The organism is Marinobacterium lacunae (assembly GCF_000705555.1).
GTDB lineage: Bacteria > Pseudomonadota > Gammaproteobacteria > Pseudomonadales > Balneatricaceae > Marinobacterium_D > Marinobacterium_D lacunae.
On record NZ_JMQN01000013.1, the window covers coordinates 36,963 to 55,997 of the forward strand.

Here is a 19,035-nt window from a genome sequence, read left to right on the forward strand (position 1 = left end):
CTACTCCTCGCTATCCGAGTCGTCGTGCTGGCTGGCTTTCTCCTGCCGGTAGGCGCTCTCGATCAGGCTATGCAGACGCCGTCCCCGCTCCACGGTTTCATCGAAATGAAAACGCAGATGGGGCATGATCCTCAGCTTAATGCCGCGTGCCAGTTCGGTACGCAGGAAACCGGCAGCAGCATTCAGCACCTTTAGCGACGCAGCAATGGATTCCGCCTCGTCCTGATCGCCGAATGCCATCACCGTAATGTAGATATCAGCGTAACCCAGGTCTTTGCTGACCTTGACATGACTGATGGTGACCATACCCAGGCGCGGATCTTTGATCTCGCGCTGGATCAGGACGGCCAGATCACGCTGGATCTGGTCCGCCACTCGGTCAGTACGTTTGAACTCTCGTGCCATATGGCTCTCGTTCTCGCCTACTGTTAAGGGTAATTACAGGCTGCGCTGTACTTCGACGGTGTCATAAACCTCGATCTGGTCGCCGACCTTGACGTCATTGTAGTTCTTGACGCCGATACCGCACTCCATACCCTGGCGCACGTCGGCCACTGCATCCTTGAAACGACGCAGGGACTCAAGCTCGCCCTCGTAAATCACCACGTTATCGCGCAGTACACGGATACGCTTGTTACGGTAAACCGTACCTTCGGTGACCATACAGCCGGCAATCGCGCCGAGCTTCGGTGAGCGGAAGACGTCACGCACTTCGGCAACACCGACGATCTCTTCGCGATATTCCGGAGACAACAGACCCACCATCGCCTGCTTAACGTCATCAATGATGTCATAGATAACGCTGTAGTAGCGCAGCTCAAGCTCTTCACGCTCAACGATGGTACGTGCCTGTGCATCAGCACGAACGTTAAAGCCGATCAGGATAGCCGAAGACGCGACCGCGAGGTTAGCATCGGTCTCGCCGATACCACCAACACCGCTGGACACGATGTTGACCTTGACCTCGTCGGTAGACAGATCCTGCAATGCCTGAGTAAGCGCTTCCAGAGAGCCGCGCACATCCGCCTTGAGGACGATGTTCAGCGACTTCACTTCGCCGGCCTGCATGTTGGAGAACAGGTTTTCCAGCTTTGCCTTCTGCTGACGAGCCAGTTTGATCTCGCGGTATTTACCCTGACGGAACAGCGCAACTTCACGCGCCTTCTTCTCGCTGGAAACCACGGTGAACTCGTCACCGGCATCCGGCGTACCGTCCAGACCCTGAATCTCTACCGGGATAGAGGGACCTGCAGTTTCGATCTGGGAGCCGGACTCGTCCAGCATCGCACGTACACGACCGTAATGCAGACCGGCCAGGACGATATCGCCCTTCTTCAGAGTACCGTTCTGAACCAGAATGGTGGACACCGGACCACGTCCCTTGTCGAGACGGGATTCGACGACCACGCCCTGTGCAGGCGCTTCCGGAACAGCCTTGAGCTCAAGCACTTCTGCCTGCAGCAGAACTTTATCGAGCAGATCATCGATACCCTCACCGCTCTTGGCGGATACGTGGGCAAACTGAACATCGCCACCCCAGTCTTCGGAGATAACATCCAGCTGAGACAGTTCGCTCTTGACGCGATCCGGGTCGGCTTCCGGCTTATCGATCTTGTTCACCGCAACAACCAGCGGTACACCCGCAGCCTTGGCATGCTGAACCGCTTCTTCGGTCTGAGGCATCACACCGTCATCGGCTGCCACAACCAGAATAACGATATCGGTCAGCTGAGCACCGCGTGCACGCATGGCGGTAAAGGCCGCGTGTCCCGGAGTATCCAGGAAGGTGATCATGCCGTTGTCGGTTTCTACGTGATATGCACCGATGTGCTGGGTAATACCACCAGACTCACCGGCCGCTACGCGTGTGCGTCGGATGTAGTCGAGCAGTGATGTCTTACCGTGGTCAACGTGCCCCATAACGGTCACAACCGGCGCGCGAGACTGCTCTTCACCCTGATGCGACTGCACGCTTTCGAGCAGTTCATCCTCGATCGCGTTCTCCTGCATCGGCTTGGCAACATGCCCCATCTCTTCGACGACAAGAATCGCCGTATCCTGATCAATCACCTGGTTGATGGTCGCCATTGCGCCCATCTTGAACATCACCTTGATCACTTCCGCAGCCTTGATCGACATCTTCTTGGCTAGCTCGGCAACAGTGATGCTCTCCGGAATGCTGACCTCATGAACCACCGGAGCGGTCGGTTTCTCAAAGCCATGGGCATTCGGCTGCGCACGACCGCGCCCTGCGCGCTTGGCAGCCTTGCCACCACCACGACGGGCGCCACGACCTTCGTCATCAAAGCCACGACCCTTGCCACGGCGTGGCTGATCGTCACTGGCAAAGGTTTTGCCTTTGCTGCGCTCTTTATCCTTGCGTCGCGGATTATCATCACGCTTGGGCGGAGCCGCTGCCGGCGCTTCGTTGACCGCTGGTGCAGCCTTGGCAGCAACAGGCTCTTCCACCGCGACAGGCGCTTCGGATACCGGAGCCTGGGCGTCCGGCGCTTCAGCTTTTTCCGTCGGCGCTTCTGCAACAGGTGTCTCAACCGGCGCTGCGACTTCGTTCGCAACTTCTACTGCCGGCTCTACTGCGGTTTCTTCCTGAACCGGGGCCTCTGCTACGTCCTCGGACTTCGCGTCTTCGAGCTCAGTGCGTTTAACGTAGGTGCGTTTTTTGCGCACTTCGATATTAACTGTCTTGCGTTTGCCGGAAGCACCAGACACCTTCAGCTGAGAGGTTGTCTTGCGCTTGAGCGTGATCTTTTTCGGCTCACCTGCATCAGCCTCTTCTCCGTGGCTGCGCTTGAGGAATGCCAGTAACGTTTGACGCTCGTTCTCAGATACAACCGAGCCATCTTTCTTGTCATCAATGCCCGCTTCCTGCATCTGCTTCAGCAAACGCTCAACGGATACACCAACCACATCGGCAAGCTGTTTAACCGTGACTTCTGCCATAAATGGTCTCTCCTCCTCCGTTGGGATTACTGTTGCTCTGCAAACCAGGGTGCGCGTGCGGTCATGATCAGTTCAGCCGCTTTCGCTTCATCCAACCCTTCGATTTCGAGCAGATCTTCAACACCCTGCTCTGCCAGATCTTCCATCGTAATGATGCCGGCAGCGGCCAACTGGTAGGCCAGGTGCTTGTTCATACCATCCATACCCAGCAGATCCTCGGCGGGCTCTGCATCGCCAAGCTGCTCTTCACTGGCGATGGCCAGATTCAACAGAACATCCTTGGCGCGGGTACGCAGGGCTTCGACGATGTCTTCATCGAAACCTTCAATCTCGAGCATTTCGTCAACCGGCACATAGGCCACCTCTTCAAGCGAGGTAAAGCCTTCCTCGACCAGCACTTCCGCCAGCTCTTCATCGACATCGAGGTGTTTCATGAACAACTCGAGAATCGAACCGATCTCTGACTGCTGCTTGGCCGCAGCATCGGCTTCGCTCATGACATTGAGCTCCCAGCCGGTAAGCTCGGACGCCAGTCGTACGTTCTGCCCGCTACGACCGATGGCCATAGCCAACGCGTCTTCGGCGACAGCCACATCCATGGAGTGCGCATCCTCGTCGATGACGATAGATGCCACTTCGGCAGGCGCCATGGCATTGATGACCAGCTGCGCGGGATTGTCATCCCACAGCACGATATCAACACGCTCGCCACCGAGTTCATTGGATACCGCCTGCACACGCGAACCACGCATACCGACACAGGCCCCAATCGGATCGATTCGTCCGTCATTGGTCTTGACCGCAATCTTGGCTCGCGCACCAGGGTCACGCGCAGCTGCACGGATCTCGATCACCTCTTCAGCGATCTCCGGCACCTCGATACGGAACAGCTCAATCAGCATCTCCGCGGAGGTGCGGCTCAGAATCAGCTGAGGTCCGCGGCCTTCTGCACGCACTTCCTGCAACACTGCACGCACACGGTCACCCATGCGGAAACTTTCACGCGGGATCAGGAACTCACGCGGCAGAAGTGCTTCGGCGTTGTTACCGAGGTCTACAATAATGTTGTCTCGTGTCACCTTCTTGACGGTGCCGGCGATCAGCTCACCCTGGCGATCACGGTAGAGCTCAACTACCTTCGCACGCTCGGCTTCACGTACTTTCTGTACGATGACCTGCTTGGCGGTCTGAGCTGCGATACGACCGAATTTGACCGACTCAACCTTCTCCTCCCAGACATCGCCGGGCTGGAGTTTCGGGTCTATCTCTTCAGCTTCCTGCAGCGTCAGCTCGGTGCCCAACGCTGGAACTTCTTCGTTACTGACCACCAGCCAGCGGCGGAAGGTTTCGTAATCGCCGGTTGCGCGATCGATTACAACGCGGATATCCGCTTCTTCGTCGTAGCGTTTCTTGGTCGCTGTCGCCAAAGCGACTTCGATTGCTTCGAAGATAACCGCCTTGGAGACGTCCTTCTCGTTAGAAACAGCTTCTGCAACCAGTAGAATCTCTTTGTTCATACCATTGCCTCGCCCAAAACCTCGAACCTGTGTTAAATCTGGGGGATTACGTTGGCGCGATCGATATAGTCGATCGGCAACAGATACTCTTCATCGTCAACGATCAAAAGCACCTCATCGCCCTCTATCCCATTCAATAAACCTTTGAAATTGCGGCGCCCTTCGAACGGCACACGCAACTTGATCTGAACCTTGTGGCCTCGGAATGCCTCAAACTGCTTCAAGGTATACAGCGGGCGGTCCATCCCGGGTGACGACACCTCAAGGGTGTACTGTTCGCTGATCGGATCCTCCACGTCGAGGATACCGCTCACCTGGTGACTGACACGTGCGCAGTCATCGACCGTCACCCCTTCGGGACCATCAATGTAGATACGCAACAGGCTATTATTACCCGCCGAATGGAACTCGACGCCCCAAAGTTCAAGACCGAGGCCGACCACGGCCGGCTCAATCAATTCCTGCAGATGTTTCAGCTTCACTGACACTGACAACCCCATCTTGTCAGGTGCCTGAAACGAAAAATGGGTCACTTACGGACCCATTTCTGACGAGGCACCAACGCCTTGTGTTTAGCTACGAAAAAGCCCCTCAAAAGGGGCTCAATCTAAACCTTTATCGGGCACAATGATCGATCGCTTTCGATCTTTACCCGGTGTTTATAAAACGTGAACCCAACGAGCTATCAGGTCACCTTTTAAAACGTGGTAGCGGGGGCTGGATTTGAACCAACGACCTTCGGGTTATGAGCCCGACGAGCTACCAGACTGCTCCACCCCGCATCAGAAACAGGTGCCATAGTATACATAGAACCTGTCATTTTTACAACTTGGTGCCCAAGGCCGGACTCGAACCGGCACGTCCTAGGGACACTACCCCCTCAAGATAGCGTGTCTACCAATTCCACCACTTGGGCTAACTCAACTTCCTTACTGCTGACCTGTTGCCGGAACGTCGCCGGTCGGCACATCACTTTCAGCAGCATTGGAGCTCTCAAGAGCCGGCAGATCGGCCTGCCCCTGAGTTTCGGCTGCAGATTCAATCACTTCTGCGGCCGGAATACCAGCATCATTTACACTTGACGCTTTCTGCTTGGCGTACACCGCCAGCGCAAAACTTGTCACGAACAGACCTGCGGCCAGTACCGCAGTCATGCGACCCAGAAAACTGCTGGATCCGCGACTACCAAAGACGGTCTGGGAAGCACCTCCACCGAAGGATGCACCTGCCTCAGCGCCTTTACCCTGCTGCAGCAGTACCAGCGCGATAATCGCGACTGCCAGCAACACATGCACTATCAGAACCAGTGATTCCATCTTCTCAACCGTCTCGACCGACACCTGCCGCATGGCAGATAGTCAGGAAATCTTTAGCTTTCAACGATGCGCCGCCAATCAGCCCACCATCAATATCCGGCTGCCCGAACAGCGCCGCCGCATTATCCGCATTGACACTACCGCCGTAAAGGACCCGCACTTTATTCGCGAGCTCTCGACTACGACTGGCAAGCAGACCCCTCAAATGAGCGTGCACCTCTTGCGCTTGCTCCGGAGTTGCCGTGCGTCCAGTACCTATCGCCCACACCGGCTCGTAAGCCAGAACAATGCGCGCAATCTCGGACACATCCAAGGCGTCAACTGCAGTTTCAAACTGCTCAGTCACTACCGCCAGTGTCTTCTCCGCATCTCTCTCTTCCAGCGATTCGCCGAGACAGAGAACGGGTGTCAAACCGGCATCAAGCGCCGCTTTGACCTTGGCCGCCACCCTTGCATCATCGTCACCAAACAGTGCACGACGCTCAGAGTGCCCAACCAATACGGCTGTACAACCGCTATCCACCAACATGCCAGCGGACAGCTCACCGGTATACGCACCGTCTTTATATTCGCAAAGGTTTTGAGCACCGACCGAAACATTACTGCCTCGAACCAGGGACTCGACCTGCCCGACATAGATGGACGGCGGAAACACCATCACATCTACGCGTTCCGTCAGCGCCTGCTCAGCCAAGCCAGCCAGAACAGTTGTGACAAGCTCATCGTTTTTAGCGATTCGCCCGTTCATCTTCCAGTTTCCAGCTACCAGCGCCTTGCGCATCGGGACCCCCTTACGAAAGAGGCGCAAATCTTAACTGAGGCCTTTTCAACTTACAAGCGCTGAAAGAATTTTTTCCACCTTTTCAGCCAGTTCGCGGCACAAGCTGTCGACGAGCGCACCATCTTCGCCCTCAACCATCACACGAACGACTGGTTCTGTGCCGGAGGGTCTCAGCAACACCCTTCCCGCATCACCGAGGCGTGCCTCCGTTTCGGCCACAGCCTTTTCCAGCTCTGCGTTGCCTGCCAGCGAAACGCGATGAGCCAGACGCACATTGATCATCACCTGAGGCAGCTTGCTCATCCCCTGCTTAAGTTCATAGAGTGACTTGCCGCTATCCGCCATCGCCTTGAGTACCTGCACCGCAGAGACGGTACCATCGCCGGTCGAGATCAGGTGCCGGCATACGACATGGCCCGAATTTTCGCCGCCGAGCAGCCAGTTGTTTTGCGCCAACTGCTCCATCACATAGCGATCACCTACTGCAGCGCGCACGAAGGGAATACCCATCCGCTTGAAAGCCTGCTCGAGGCCAAAATTGGACATCAACGTGCCGACAACCCCGCCCTCCAACACGCCTTGCTCGCGCATCGCATTGGCGATGATGAAAAGCACTTCATCACCGTCGACCACCGCACCGGTATGGTCGACAAGAATCAGGCGATCACCATCCCCATCCAGTGCGATTCCCAGGTCTGCCTCTTCGGCCACCACTATCTTCTGCAGTTTTTGCGGAGAGGTGGCGCCGCAACGCTCATTGATATTGAGTCCATCAGGGGATGATGCGATCTCGATCACCTCCGCCCCCAGTTCGGCAAACACCTTGGGTGATACGTGATAGGTTGCGCCGTTGGCACAGTCGATCACGATTTTCAGGCCGCGAAGGTTCAGATTTCCGCCGCCTGTGGATTTGCAAAATTCGATATAGCGCCCTGCCGCATCGTCTATACGACGCGCCTTGCCCAAACGCTCTGATGATGCAGTCGACATCTGCAGATCCATCTGCGCTTCGATTGCCTGCTCCACCTCATCCGGTAGTTTGGTGCCCTGCGCGGAAAAGAACTTGATGCCGTTATCATCAAACGGGTTGTGCGATGCACTGATAACAATTCCCGCATTGGCTCTGAACGTGCGGGTAAGATAGGCAACAGCCGGTGTCGGCATGGGGCCCGTCAGCAGCACATCGACGCCCGCAGCCGACAGCCCGGCCTCAAGTGCCGATTCGAACATATACCCGGAGATGCGGGTATCCTTGCCGATCACGATACGGCTCTGGCCGCTGCGCGCGAATACGCAACCTGCAGCCCAGCCAAGCTTGATCATAAAATCAGGGGTGATCGGAAACTGTCCGACATGCCCACGAATGCCGTCGGTACCAAAATAGCGTCTGCTCATGCCTGCTCCTGCTGATGGCCGTACAACACAGCTTCGGTCATGCGCACCACATCGACTGTGGCTGCCACATCATGGACGCGGATAATACGCCCGCCACGCTCAACCGCCAAGGCGACGGTCGCCAGGCTTCCAGCCAGACGACTATCTACCTCCCGCCCCAGTGCCTGACCGATCATCGACTTGCGGGAGGTCCCGACAAGCAACGGCAATCCAAGCGCGTTCAGTTCATCCATACGGCGCAGCAACGTCAGGTTATGCTCAAGCGTTTTTCCAAAGCCAAATCCGGGATCGAGCACCAGACGCTCACGCGGGATACCTGCAGCCTCACAGCGCACAATCTGCTGACTGAGAAAATCACTGACTTCCGAGACAATATCCTCGTAACTCGGGGCCAACTGCATGGTCGCAGGGCTTGAGCCCTGCATATGCATCAAGCACAACGGCAGCCCTGTCTCAGCAGCCGCTTCGAGCGCGCCCTCCTTTGCCAGCGAGCGCACATCATTGATCAATCCGACCCCTGCCGCAGAGGCCTCACGCATCACCTCAGGAGCGCTGGTATCAACCGATATCACCACATCGAGTTCAGCACTGATTCGCTCGACTACCGGTATGACACGATCAAGCTCCTCCTGCACACTCACCGGTTCAGCACCCGGTCGGGTCGACTCCCCACCGACATCAATCAATGTAGCGCCATCCGCCACCATTCCAGCTGCATGGACAAGCGCCTGCTCTATCGACAGCTTCGAGGCACGATAAAGATTCCCGCCATCCGAGAACGAGTCAGGTGTCACGTTGAGTATTCCCATAACCTGCACCCGATCAAGGCCCAACGTACGGGAAGCACACTTCAAATGAGGCATCGCTACATCTCCTGCCAAAAGGCCGCGATTAGAGCTTAAAACAAAGAAGCCAGCACTAGGCCGGCTTCGTACAATACTGAAATCAGGCCAAACCCGCTGACACGGGCTCGGCCAATGGCCTATCAGCTGGATTTCGGTTCATCCGAGTCGACATCGGGGACATCACTATCGCCCGAACCCGACTCTTTTCCTGCGTCATCGTCACGCTCTGCGGGACGTTCACTCTCCTCAGGTTCACGCTTGGCCTGACGCGCTTCTTCGATATCGCGCTCGGCGCGGTCGGCACGCTCCTGCGCCTCGACCCAGCCCTCGGGCGGTGAAACCTCCTGGCGAGCCATCAGCTGGTCCAGCTGATCGGAACCGATTGTTTCATACTTCATCAACGCTTCAGCCATCGCATCGAGAATATCGCGATTATCGACCAGCAACTGATGAGCCTTTTCATAACAGGCATCGATGATGCGACGCACTTCCGCGTCTATACGCTGCTGGGTCTGCTCTGACATTGCCCGTGCAGCCTGCCCCATACCACGACCAAACGGATCATCATCTTCATCGCCGTAGAGCAGCGGGCCAAGCTCGTCGCTCAGACCCCATTTGGTGACCATGTTGCGGGCCAGCATCGTCGCTTTCTGGATGTCATTGGACGCACCGGTCGTCACGCCATCCTTGCCCAGCGTCAGCTCCTCGGCAAGACGACCACCATAAAGGGAGCAGATCTGGGAAATGATCGACTGACGGTTATGGCTGTACCGATCCTCTTCAGGCAAGAACATGGTCACACCCAGTGCGCGGCCACGCGGAATGATCGACACCTTGTAGACCGGATCATGTTCAGGCATCAGGCGGCCGATGATTGCATGGCCGGCCTCATGATAAGCAGTGTTCAAACGCTCTTTATAGGACATGACCATCGACTTACGCTCAGCGCCCATCATGATCTTGTCCTTGGCTTTTTCGAACTGATCCATGCTCACGGTGCGACGGCTCTCACGCGCCGCGAACAACGCAGCTTCGTTCACCAGGTTAGCCAGGTCGGCACCGGAGAATCCGGGGGTGCCACGCGCGATCAGCTCGGGCTTAACATCGTCGCCCAGCGGCACCTTACGCATATGCACCTTGAGAATCTGTTCACGGCCGCGAATATCGGGCAGACCCACATGGACCTGACGGTCAAAACGGCCAGGACGGAGCAGGGCCTGGTCCAGTACATCAGGACGGTTAGTGGCCGCGATCACGATGATGCCTTCGGTTCCTTCGAAACCGTCCATCTCGACCAGCAGCTGGTTAAGAGTCTGCTCTCGCTCGTCGTTACCGCCACCCATACCAGCGCCACGATGACGACCGACGGCATCAATCTCATCGATAAAGATAATACAGGGCGCGTGCTTCTTGGCCTGTTCGAACATATCGCGCACACGTGACGCACCAACACCTACGAACATTTCGACGAAGTCGGAACCGGAAATACTGAAGAAAGGCACCTTCGCTTCACCGGCAATCGCTTTTGCCAGCAAGGTTTTACCAGTACCCGGCGAGCCTGCCATCAATACGCCACGCGGAATATGACCGCCAAGACGCTGGAATTTGCCCGGATCACGCAGATAATCGACCAGCTCGGCAACCTCTTCCTTGGCCTCTTCAACACCGGCCACGTCATCAAAGGTAGTCTTGACCTGATCTTCACTCATCATGCGCGCCTTGGACTTGCCGAACGACATCGGGCCGCCTTTTCCGCCACCGCCGCCCTGCATCTGGCGCATGAAAAACATGAATACTGCAATGATCACCAGAATCGGGAAGGAGGCAACCAGAAGCTGGGTCCAGATACTCTGGCGCTCAGGCTGTTTGCCTTCGATCACGACGTTATGGTCAATCAAATCATCGATCAGCTTCGGATCTTCAGCAGCCGGACGCACGGTTTCAAACCGATCGCCGTTGGTGCGCTGCCCGACTATGGTAAAGCCATCAATCGTGACCTTAGCCACACGGTCCGCTTGCACCTCCGCAACGAAATCGGAGTAGTTAATGCGGCGGGAATCAGTCTCTGTGCTGAAGTTGTTGAACACAGTCAACAGCACGGCTGCGATCACCAACCAAAGCACCAGATTTTTTGCCATATCGTTCAATGAGCTACCCTCGGTTCTCTCTAAATCCTCACTGCCGTTGCGGCCTGCAACCAAACCACGGCATTTTGAGCTCGTATATACGACCAAGCTGAGCATGCGCGCCCTGCGGGGTCAATAGGTTACCCGCCCTTGAACCCTTTACCAAGCAGATACATCACCACCAGCTGATCGATAGATGTGTTACCCATGATATTGGGGGCCGTATCGGAGATTACAAGGTCAGCGCAATCCCCATTCAGGGAGGCATCGAAATCGACGACTTCAGCCCCGGGTTTATAAGCGTATCCTTAAAATCAATTTCGAGCAGCATGAAACTGGCACGTGAACAGCAACCCGACTCCCTGGAACCTTTGACGTACGGGTCGTCGAAATGTTCCTTCAGCCAGCGGCCAGCCCTTTTCGACTCTGCCAGATGAAAACGCGGCTCCATCTGCCTGATCGCTACTCACTCGGCGGTATCTCGGTTAAAATCACACTTTAGCCCCTTTTTCAGGGGCACACCCTTTTCAGCGAGGCACCGTATTTTAGTATGAGCTTGACCCCCGAGCAAAAGAAGCAGTTCCGCACCCTGGGACACAATCTGAATCCGATCGTCATGGTCGCCGGTAACGGACTGACGGAAAACATTCAGCTTGAGGTCGACCGTGCTCTCGAAGACCACGAACTGATCAAGGTGAAATTCGCCGTCGGCGACCGAGACGTCAAAAAGGCGATGATCCGCGACCTGTGTAGCATCGTCGAGGCGACATTGGTTCAGGAGATCGGCAATATAGCCCTGCTGTATCGCGCCTCCCAGTCTCCCAACCCCAAGCTGTCCAACCTTTTGCGCTGAGCCGCCTGAACCAGCGACAAAAAAAACCGCCCGAAGGCGGTTTTTTTATGCCTGCATGTCAGATATGCAGTACTTCGGCGATTTCATACTCAGTGGCACCGGCCGGCGTTTCCACACAGGCCACATCACCCTCTTCCTTGCCGATCAGGGCTCGGGCGATAGGTGAATTGACTGAGATTTTCCCCGCCTTGATGTCCGCCTCGTCGTCACCGACGATCTGGTAGCGCACGGCCGCATCGGTATCCAGATTGATCAACTCCACCGTAGTACCAAAGATCACCTTACCGGTGTGATCGATACTGGTGACATCGATCACCTGCACCAGCGACAGCTTGTGCTCAATCTCACGGATACGTCCTTCGATAAAGCCCTGCTGCTCACGGGCAGCGTGATACTCGGCGTTCTCTTTCAGATCGCCGTGTTCACGCGCTTCCGCGATCGCCGCAATCACCTTCGGACGATCCACTGTTTTCAACTGAGCCAGCTCTTCGCGCAGCTTTTTCTCGCCTGCGACAGTCATGGGTACACGTTTCATTATGCTACTCCTGCATGCAGATCCTGCAGACGGCGCACGATTTTCTCTTCACCATACTTCAACGCTTCGGCTGTTGCCGCGGCACCGGCTAAAGTGGTGGTATACGGCACTTTGTGCTGCAGCGCTGAACGACGGATCGCGGAGGAATCCGCAATCGCCTTACGCCCTTCAGTGGTATTGATGACGTAAGCGATCTCACCGTTTTTCAGCATGTCGACGATATTCGGACGGCCTTCAGCCACTTTATTGACTCGCTCAACAGACAGACCTGCCTGCTCAAGCAGTGCAGATGTGCCAGCTGTTGCCACAATGGTAAAGCCCAGTCCAACCAGATCGCGCGCCACATCGACGACGCCGGCTTTATCAACGTCACGGACAGAGATAAATGCCTTGCCCTTGCTCGGCAGTTTCTCGCCAGCACCAAGCTGGGCCTTCATGAACGCCTCGCCAAAGGTGGCACCGGTACCCATAACCTCACCGGTAGACTTCATCTCCGGGCCAAGAATCGGGTCAACACCCGGGAACTTGTTGAACGGGAATACCGCTTCCTTGACGTTGAACTGCTTGGGCACGATCTCTTCGGTGAAGCCAACCTCCTGAAGACTCTTGCCGGTCATGACCAACGCCGCAATCTTGGCCAGCGACACACCGATGCACTTGGATACGAACGGTACGGTACGTGACGCACGTGGGTTAACCTCGATGACGTAGATTTCGCCATCCTGGTATGCCAGCTGCACGTTCATCAGACCAACGACGCCGAGTTCCAGCGCCATCTTGCGTACCTGTTCACGCATCTCATCCTGAACATCATCAGCCAGGCTATAGGGCGGCAGAGAGCATGCAGAGTCACCGGAGTGAACACCCGCCTGCTCGATATGCTGCATGATCGCGCCGATCACCACCGTCTTGCCATCGCTGACCGCGTCGATATCGACTTCGACCGCTGCGTTCAGGAAGTAGTCCAGCAGCACCGGTGCGTCATTGGAGACCTGAACCGCCGTATTCATGTAGCGGCGCAGCTCCTCTTCCTTGTAGACGATCTCCATGGCACGTCCACCCAATACGTATGAGGGGCGCACAACCAGCGGATAGCCAATTTTTTCAGCTTCGATGACCGCTTCTTCCAGAGAGCGCACGGTAGCGTTCTCCGGCTGTTTCAGGCCCAGACGTTTGATCATCTGCTGGAACTGTTCGCGGTCTTCTGCACGGTCGATCGCCTCCGGTGACGTACCGATAATCGGCACACCGGCCTGCTCAAGCGCAACAGCCAGCTTCAGTGGTGTCTGACCACCGTACTGAACGATGACGCCCTTGGGCTTCTCGACGTTGACGATCTCCAGCACGTCTTCCAGCGTGATCGGCTCGAAGAACAGACGGTCGGAGGTGTCGTAGTCGGTAGAAACGGTTTCCGGGTTACAGTTAACCATGATGGTTTCGTAACCGTCTTCGCGCGCCGCCAGCGCCGCGTGAACGCAGCAGTAATCGAATTCGATACCCTGACCGATACGGTTCGGGCCGCCGCCGATAACCATGATCTTCTCGCGATCAGACGGGTTAGCCTCACACTCCTCTTCATAGGTGGAGTACATGTACGCGGTATCGGTCGCGAACTCGGCCGCACAGGTATCCACACGCTTGAAGACCGGGCGCACACCCATGCTCTGGCGATGCTTGCGGAACTGTTTTTCCGAAACACCCAGCAACTGAGCCAGACGCGCATCGGAGAAGCCCTTGCGCTTGAGACGGAAAATCTGATCCTTGTCCAGCTCACTCAGAGCAGTCTCGGAGACGCGCTGTTCATCCTTGAGCAGATCCTCGATCTGCACCAGGAACCAGGGATCCACACCGCTGAGCTTGTAGATCTCGTCGACACTCATTCCAAGACGGAAGGCATCGCCGATGTACCAAATACGCTGAGCGCCCGGCTGGGTCAGCTCACGCACGATATCGGTACGCGCATCTTCCGCGTTCAGATCGACGATCGGGTCGAAGCCGACAGAGCCCACCTCCAGACCGCGCAACGCTTTCTGCAAAGACTCCTGCTGGGTGCGGCCAATCGCCATCACCTCGCCAACAGATTTCATCTGCGTAGTCAGACGATCATTGGCCTGCGGGAATTTCTCGAAGGTAAAACGGGGAATCTTGGTGACAACGTAGTCGATGGCCGGCTCGAACGACGCCGGGGTGCGACCGCCGGTGATATCGTTCTGCAGCTCGTCAAGCGTGTAGCCAACCGCCAGTTTGGCCGCAACCTTCGCGATCGGGAAACCGGTCGCCTTGGAGGCCAGAGCAGAAGAGCGGGACACACGCGGGTTCATCTCGATGACGACCATACGGCCAGTCTTCGGATCGACACCGAACTGCACGTTGGAGCCACCGGTTTCCACGCCGATCTCACGCAATACCGCGACGGATGCGTCACGCATCAGCTGGTATTCCTTGTCGGTCAGGGTCTGGGCTGGAGCCACGGTAATGGAGTCACCGGTGTGCACACCCATGGCGTCGAAGTTCTCGATGGAGCAGACGATGATGCAGTTGTCGTTCTTGTCACGAACAACCTCCATCTCGTATTCCTTCCAGCCGATCAGTGACTCATCGATCAGCAGCTCGTTGGTCGGGGACAGGTCCAGACCACGCTCACAGATTTCGATGAACTCTTCACGGTTGTAGGCGATACCGCCACCAGAGCCACCCATGGTGAAAGAGGGACGGATGATCGCCGGGAAGCCGATGGAATCCAGCACCTGAAGCGCCTCTTCCATGCTGTGGGCGATAGACGCACGCGGGCACTCCAGGCCGATATTTTTCATCGCCTTATCGAAGCGCTCGCGATCTTCCGCCTTGTCGATGGCATCCTGGGTTGCACCGATCATTTCGACACCGTACTGGGCAAGAACACCCTCGCGGTCGAGATCAAGCGCACAGTTCAGAGCGGTCTGACCACCCATGGTCGGCAGCAGCGCGTCGGGACGCTCTTTCTCGATGATCTTGGCGACGGTTTTCCAGTTGATCGGCTCGATATAGGTCGCATCAGCCATGGCCGGATCGGTCATGATCGTCGCCGGGTTGGAGTTGACCAGGATGACACGGTAGCCCTCTTCGCGCAGCGCTTTACACGCCTGGGCACCGGAATAGTCGAACTCGCACGCCTGGCCGATGACGATCGGGCCCGCGCCGAGGATGAGAATACTTTGAATGTCCGTACGTTTTGGCATCTGATTTAACCGGTCGTATCTGTTTCTGTTCGGGGACTGTCTGGCACCTTACATTCAGGCAAGGGCTCAGGCGCGGGCTCGCATCAGTTCGATAAAGCGATCAAACAGCGGCGCCACATCGTGCGGGCCGGGGCTCGCTTCGGGATGGCCCTGGAAACTGAATGCAGGACGATCCGTGCGCTCGATTCCTTGGAGGGAGCCGTCGAACAAAGATTTATGGGTCGCACGCAGGGTTTCAGGCAGCGTCTCTTCATCCACCGCGAAGCCATGGTTCTGACTGGTAATCATCACATGGCGGTTATCCAGATCCTGTACCGGATGGTTGGCACCATGGTGACCGAACTTCATCTTCACGGTACGTGCACCAGAGGCCAGCGCCAGAAGCTGATGTCCCAGACAGATGCCGAACACCGGCAGACCGGTTTCCAGAATCTCGCCAATCGCTTTGATGGCGTAATCGCAGGGCTCTGGATCGCCGGGACCGTTGGAGAGGAAAACACCGTCCGGATTCAGCGCCATCACTTCGGAAGCCGGGGTCTGGGCCGGAACCACGGTCAGGCGGCAGCCGCGTTCAACCAGCATACGCAGGATGTTGGACTTCACACCGTAATCGTACGCCACGACATGGAACGGCAGATCCGCATCGGCACGTTCTTCATGCCCGACACCGAGTGTCCAGGTTGTGGAGCGCCAGTCATATGCTTCGCTAACCGTTACCTCTTTGGCCAGATCCATGCCTTTGAGACCCGGGAAGGCGCGAGCGGCAGCCAGCGCTTTCTCTTCGTCGATCTCACCGGCCATGATGCAGCCGTTCTGGGCACCCTTCTCACGCAGGATGCGGGTCAGGCGACGGGTATCGATGTCAGCAATGCCGACGATACCGTTGTCCTTAAGGTACTGATCGAGAGACTGTTCACTACGGAAGTTGCTGGCCACCAGCGGAAGATCACGAATCACCAGGCCTGCGGCCCAGGTCTGACGAGATTCCGCATCTTCGGCATTGACGCCGACGTTACCGATATGTGGATAAGTAAGGGTGACGATCTGCCGGCAGTAGGAGGGGTCTGTCAAAATCTCCTGATATCCGGTCATCGAGGTGTTAAACACCACCTCACCACTGGACTCACCATCGGCGCCAATCGCAACCCCCCTGAATATGCTGCCATCTTCAAGGGCTAGAATGGCTGGTCGCGTCAATTGAACCTCCCGCGCGTGCGCTAACAATTATCTTGAATGTCTGGAAAGAGAGCAGCCTTCAGACGTAATCGATACGTGCAAAAAAGCGAGGTGAAACCGGTAGTTTACCTCGCTTTAAAATGAATTCTGCTGATTTCCCGCGGACCCTGCGGGCAAAACCGGCGGTATTTTAGTGCATACCCACCACATTGTCCACGAAGAGCGTCTCCGCAAGCCCAGGAAATCCAAGGCCCAATGTCACCGCGATGTAATATTTCGTTCATATACTGCCGCCATCGCGCATTTTGCAGCAGTACCTAAGGTTAGTCCGATGAAAATATCTCATCTCGCACGCGGTGCCAGCGCCGCTCTTATCCTCATTGTCCTGCTTATGGCTGGCGCACTGATCTGGGCCCTCGATCAGCTCAGCTCAGCGTTTAACCAGACGCTGCATTACAGCGAATACCGCAAGCAGGTTCAACAGAAGGTACAGCAGCCGATCGCTGCCTATCTCGACAGCGGGGACGCCACCCTGCTGACACGATTGGGCGAAAACCTCAACGCACTTACCCAGGACAGCGACAGCGGCAGCTGGATGCCCGCTCAGGTTCGGGAAGCCGTGGATGCCCGTCTGGTCGCCATTCAGGATGAAGTACTGGGCGAGCTGCGCGAAGCCGGCAAGCTTGCCGATCCTGAAGCACTGCTGATTATCAACGAGCGCGAACAGTCAGACACACTCTCCTCACTGCGCGACTACGTCAACGAAGGCGACAGCGCAAACCCGTCTTTGCGCATCGACTACCTGCAAAAGATCGCCAGCGCACAACGCAGTCTGCACCGCCTGACACTGACGCGGGAGAGTTATTTCAAACAGCCGGATACCGACACCGAAAAGACGTTGACGCTCTACCTGGACGAGATCAAAGCCACCGTCACAGCACTCTCCAAGCTGCCTAAGCTGGGTGTAGTCGAGAAGCAGGAGGTCGACGAGATGGCTGCGCTGATGGGCTGGAACACTCAAAGCGAGAGCGAGGCCGTCGATAAGGCAGAGGAGCTCACCTCCTCGTTGCTATCACTCCAGTCGCGCTTCCCCAAGGAGATGGAGAACGCCAGCAAGTTTGCCAAGCTCAAGGGCGCCAGCCGACACAACGCGCTGCAACGTTTGGATATGCTGGAAGACACACTTTCGCAGATGGAAGGGATCATCAACAGCCGTTATGAAAAGATCCTGCACCTTGTTTACTGGGTGCTGGGCATCTGCATGGCCCTGATTATCCTGACGGGTGCCAGCATGACCCTGCTGCAAAATAATCTGGCCCGACTGCTCACCGTCAGCAGCACGTATATCGACAAGCTTGCCAATGGCGATCTCAAGAGCACCTTCGAGCTAAACAGCCGCTTTACCGAGGTACAAAACCTCAAACAGGCGGTTCACCAGTTGCAGGACTACTTCCAGCGCCTAATCGAGCAGATCCATCTCGAAACAAGTCGTCTGAACCAGCTGCAGAGCGAAGCGTTCAACAGCTCTCAGAGCCTGGAGCAGATTGTTTCGACACAGCAACTACAAACCGAGAATGCCGCGACACAGATGGAGCAGCTCAATGGTTCATTCCATGAGGTAGCCGGCAACGCCGCCCGCACCAGCACCGCCACACATGAGGCACACCAGCTGGCGAATCAGGGCTCCTCGGCACTGGATCAGACGCGCAACAGCATTACGCTGCTCAGCAGCGAGGTTGGCGATACTGCACAGGCACTTGAGGAGCTCAGAGCCGACGCGCTCGCCATCAGCAACGTGCTGACCGTCATCGAGGGCTTTGCCGAACAGACCAATCTGCTGGCACTGAATGCGGCGATAGAAGCGGCACGGGCCGGAGACGCCGGCCGCGGTTTCGCCGTTGTCGCCGACGAGGTGCGCAACCTCGCGGCCAGCACAGCCAATTCTGCCGAGCAGATCCGCCGCATCACCGAAAAACTGGACCAAGCTTCGAAAGCGGCCACCGATCGGATGAACACTCAACAGGAGTCTGTGCAGGCAACGGTGCAGTGTGCCAATGAGGCGGGAGAAGCGATGGAACGTATCCGCCAGGCGATCGCCAACATCAACGACATGAGCGCGATGATCGCCTCGGCAACCGAGCAGCAATCAGCCGTCACCTCGGAGATCGCGTCGGTCATCCATACCTCGGCGGATCTGTCCCGACAATCGGCCGCCGAAGCGGAAAACAACCAGCGCTTCGCCGGGACGCTGGGGGAATCCAGCAAAGCACTCAATGCGCTGGTCAGCCAGTTCCGCTAACGCGGCGTGCACA

Annotated in this window: 14 protein-coding genes and 2 tRNA genes; 2 read left to right on the plus strand and 14 right to left on the minus strand. The window is 56.6% G+C overall.

Going from position 1 to position 19,035, the window contains the following annotated elements; translation table 11 throughout:
* The 11 genes from rbfA to ftsH form a co-directional block, all read right to left on the minus strand.
* On the minus strand, positions 1-405 hold the full coding sequence (rbfA, locus tag ADIMK_RS03065) for a 30S ribosome-binding factor RbfA (protein ID WP_036183486.1): 405 nt from the start codon (positions 403-405) through the stop codon (positions 1-3).
* Between the two features lie 33 nt (positions 406-438).
* Positions 439-2,961 (minus strand): translation initiation factor IF-2, encoded by a 2,523-nt coding sequence (infB, locus tag ADIMK_RS03070; RefSeq protein WP_036183489.1) that lies wholly within the window; start codon positions 2,959-2,961, stop codon positions 439-441.
* 26 nt (positions 2,962-2,987) lie between these two features.
* On the minus strand, positions 2,988-4,478 hold the full coding sequence (nusA, locus tag ADIMK_RS03075) for a transcription termination factor NusA (protein ID WP_036183497.1): 1,491 nt from the start codon (positions 4,476-4,478) through the stop codon (positions 2,988-2,990).
* A 32-nt stretch (positions 4,479-4,510) separates the two neighbouring features.
* Entirely contained in the window at positions 4,511-4,966 is a 456-nt protein-coding gene (rimP, locus tag ADIMK_RS03080; protein ID WP_036184120.1) for a ribosome maturation factor RimP, read from the minus strand.
* A 217-nt stretch (positions 4,967-5,183) separates the two neighbouring features.
* Positions 5,184-5,260 (minus strand) — tRNA-Met (locus tag ADIMK_RS03085).
* 48 nt (positions 5,261-5,308) lie between these two features.
* Positions 5,309-5,394 (minus strand) — tRNA-Leu (locus ADIMK_RS03090).
* Between the two features lie 13 nt (positions 5,395-5,407).
* Positions 5,408-5,794 carry a preprotein translocase subunit SecG gene (gene secG, locus ADIMK_RS03095; protein WP_036184122.1) on the minus strand — a complete coding sequence of 129 codons (387 nt, stop codon included), beginning with the start codon at positions 5,792-5,794 and terminating at the stop codon, positions 5,408-5,410.
* Positions 5,795-5,798: 4 nt separating this feature from the next.
* Positions 5,799-6,575 (minus strand): triose-phosphate isomerase, encoded by a 777-nt coding sequence (tpiA, locus tag ADIMK_RS03100; protein ID WP_036183500.1) that lies wholly within the window; start codon positions 6,573-6,575, stop codon positions 5,799-5,801.
* A 45-nt stretch (positions 6,576-6,620) separates the two neighbouring features.
* Entirely contained in the window at positions 6,621-7,970 is a 1,350-nt protein-coding gene (gene glmM / locus ADIMK_RS03105; protein WP_036183502.1) for a phosphoglucosamine mutase, read from the minus strand.
* A complete protein-coding gene (folP, locus tag ADIMK_RS03110) occupies positions 7,967-8,833 on the minus strand; it encodes a dihydropteroate synthase (RefSeq protein ID WP_036183504.1) in 867 nt (288 codons plus the stop codon). Before folP ends, glmM begins: the two co-directional genes overlap by 4 nt.
* Before the next feature lie 122 nt (positions 8,834-8,955).
* Entirely contained in the window at positions 8,956-10,953 is a 1,998-nt protein-coding gene (gene ftsH, locus ADIMK_RS03115) for an ATP-dependent zinc metalloprotease FtsH (protein ID WP_036184124.1), read from the minus strand.
* Positions 10,954-11,491: 538 nt separating this feature from the next.
* Between ftsH and ADIMK_RS03125 the strand changes: the two genes are divergently transcribed.
* Positions 11,492-11,794 (plus strand): YhbY family RNA-binding protein, encoded by a 303-nt coding sequence (locus tag ADIMK_RS03125; protein ID WP_036183511.1) that lies wholly within the window; start codon positions 11,492-11,494, stop codon positions 11,792-11,794.
* 58 nt (positions 11,795-11,852) lie between these two features.
* On the opposite strand, the gene greA is transcribed toward ADIMK_RS03125, so the two are convergent.
* The 3 genes from greA to carA all read right to left on the minus strand — a co-directional run bounded on the left by greA (position 11,853) and on the right by carA (position 16,744).
* Positions 11,853-12,329 (minus strand): transcription elongation factor GreA, encoded by a 477-nt coding sequence (gene greA, locus ADIMK_RS03130; protein ID WP_036183514.1) that lies wholly within the window; start codon positions 12,327-12,329, stop codon positions 11,853-11,855.
* A complete protein-coding gene (gene carB, locus ADIMK_RS03135; RefSeq protein WP_036183517.1) occupies positions 12,329-15,547 on the minus strand; it encodes a carbamoyl-phosphate synthase large subunit in 3,219 nt (1,072 codons plus the stop codon). Before carB ends, greA begins: the two co-directional genes overlap by 1 nt.
* Before the next feature lie 66 nt (positions 15,548-15,613).
* On the minus strand, positions 15,614-16,744 hold the full coding sequence (gene carA, locus ADIMK_RS03140; RefSeq protein WP_036183520.1) for a glutamine-hydrolyzing carbamoyl-phosphate synthase small subunit: 1,131 nt from the start codon (positions 16,742-16,744) through the stop codon (positions 15,614-15,616).
* A 310-nt stretch (positions 16,745-17,054) separates the two neighbouring features.
* On the opposite strand from carA, the gene ADIMK_RS03145 reads away from it, so the two are divergent.
* Entirely contained in the window at positions 17,055-19,022 is a 1,968-nt protein-coding gene (locus tag ADIMK_RS03145; RefSeq protein WP_036183523.1) for a methyl-accepting chemotaxis protein, read from the plus strand.
* Positions 19,023-19,035 lie beyond the last annotated feature (13 nt).

Bases quoted from the DNA above. Each gene is read 5' to 3' on its own strand.
- rbfA (WP_036183486.1), bottom strand. From the start codon at position 405: ATGGCACGAGAGTTCAAACGTACTGACCGAGTGGCGGACCAGATCCAG.
- infB (WP_036183489.1), bottom strand. From the start codon at position 2,961: ATGGCAGAAGTCACGGTTAAACAGCTTGCCGATGTGGTTGGTGTATCC.
- nusA (WP_036183497.1), bottom strand. From the start codon at position 4,478: ATGAACAAAGAGATTCTACTGGTTGCAGAAGCTGTTTCTAACGAGAAG.
- secG (WP_036184122.1), bottom strand. From the start codon at position 5,794: ATGGAATCACTGGTTCTGATAGTGCATGTGTTGCTGGCAGTCGCGATT.
- tpiA (WP_036183500.1), bottom strand. From the start codon at position 6,575: ATGCGCAAGGCGCTGGTAGCTGGAAACTGGAAGATGAACGGGCGAATC.
- glmM (WP_036183502.1), bottom strand. From the start codon at position 7,970: ATGAGCAGACGCTATTTTGGTACCGACGGCATTCGTGGGCATGTCGGA.
- folP (WP_036183504.1), bottom strand. From the start codon at position 8,833: ATGCCTCATTTGAAGTGTGCTTCCCGTACGTTGGGCCTTGATCGGGTG.
- ftsH (WP_036184124.1), bottom strand. From the start codon at position 10,953: ATGGCAAAAAATCTGGTGCTTTGGTTGGTGATCGCAGCCGTGCTGTTG.
- ADIMK_RS03125 (WP_036183511.1), top strand. From the start codon at position 11,492: ATGAGCTTGACCCCCGAGCAAAAGAAGCAGTTCCGCACCCTGGGACAC.
- greA (WP_036183514.1), bottom strand. From the start codon at position 12,329: ATGAAACGTGTACCCATGACTGTCGCAGGCGAGAAAAAGCTGCGCGAA.
- carB (WP_036183517.1), bottom strand. From the start codon at position 15,547: ATGCCAAAACGTACGGACATTCAAAGTATTCTCATCCTCGGCGCGGGC.
- ADIMK_RS03145 (WP_036183523.1), top strand. From the start codon at position 17,055: ATGAAAATATCTCATCTCGCACGCGGTGCCAGCGCCGCTCTTATCCTC.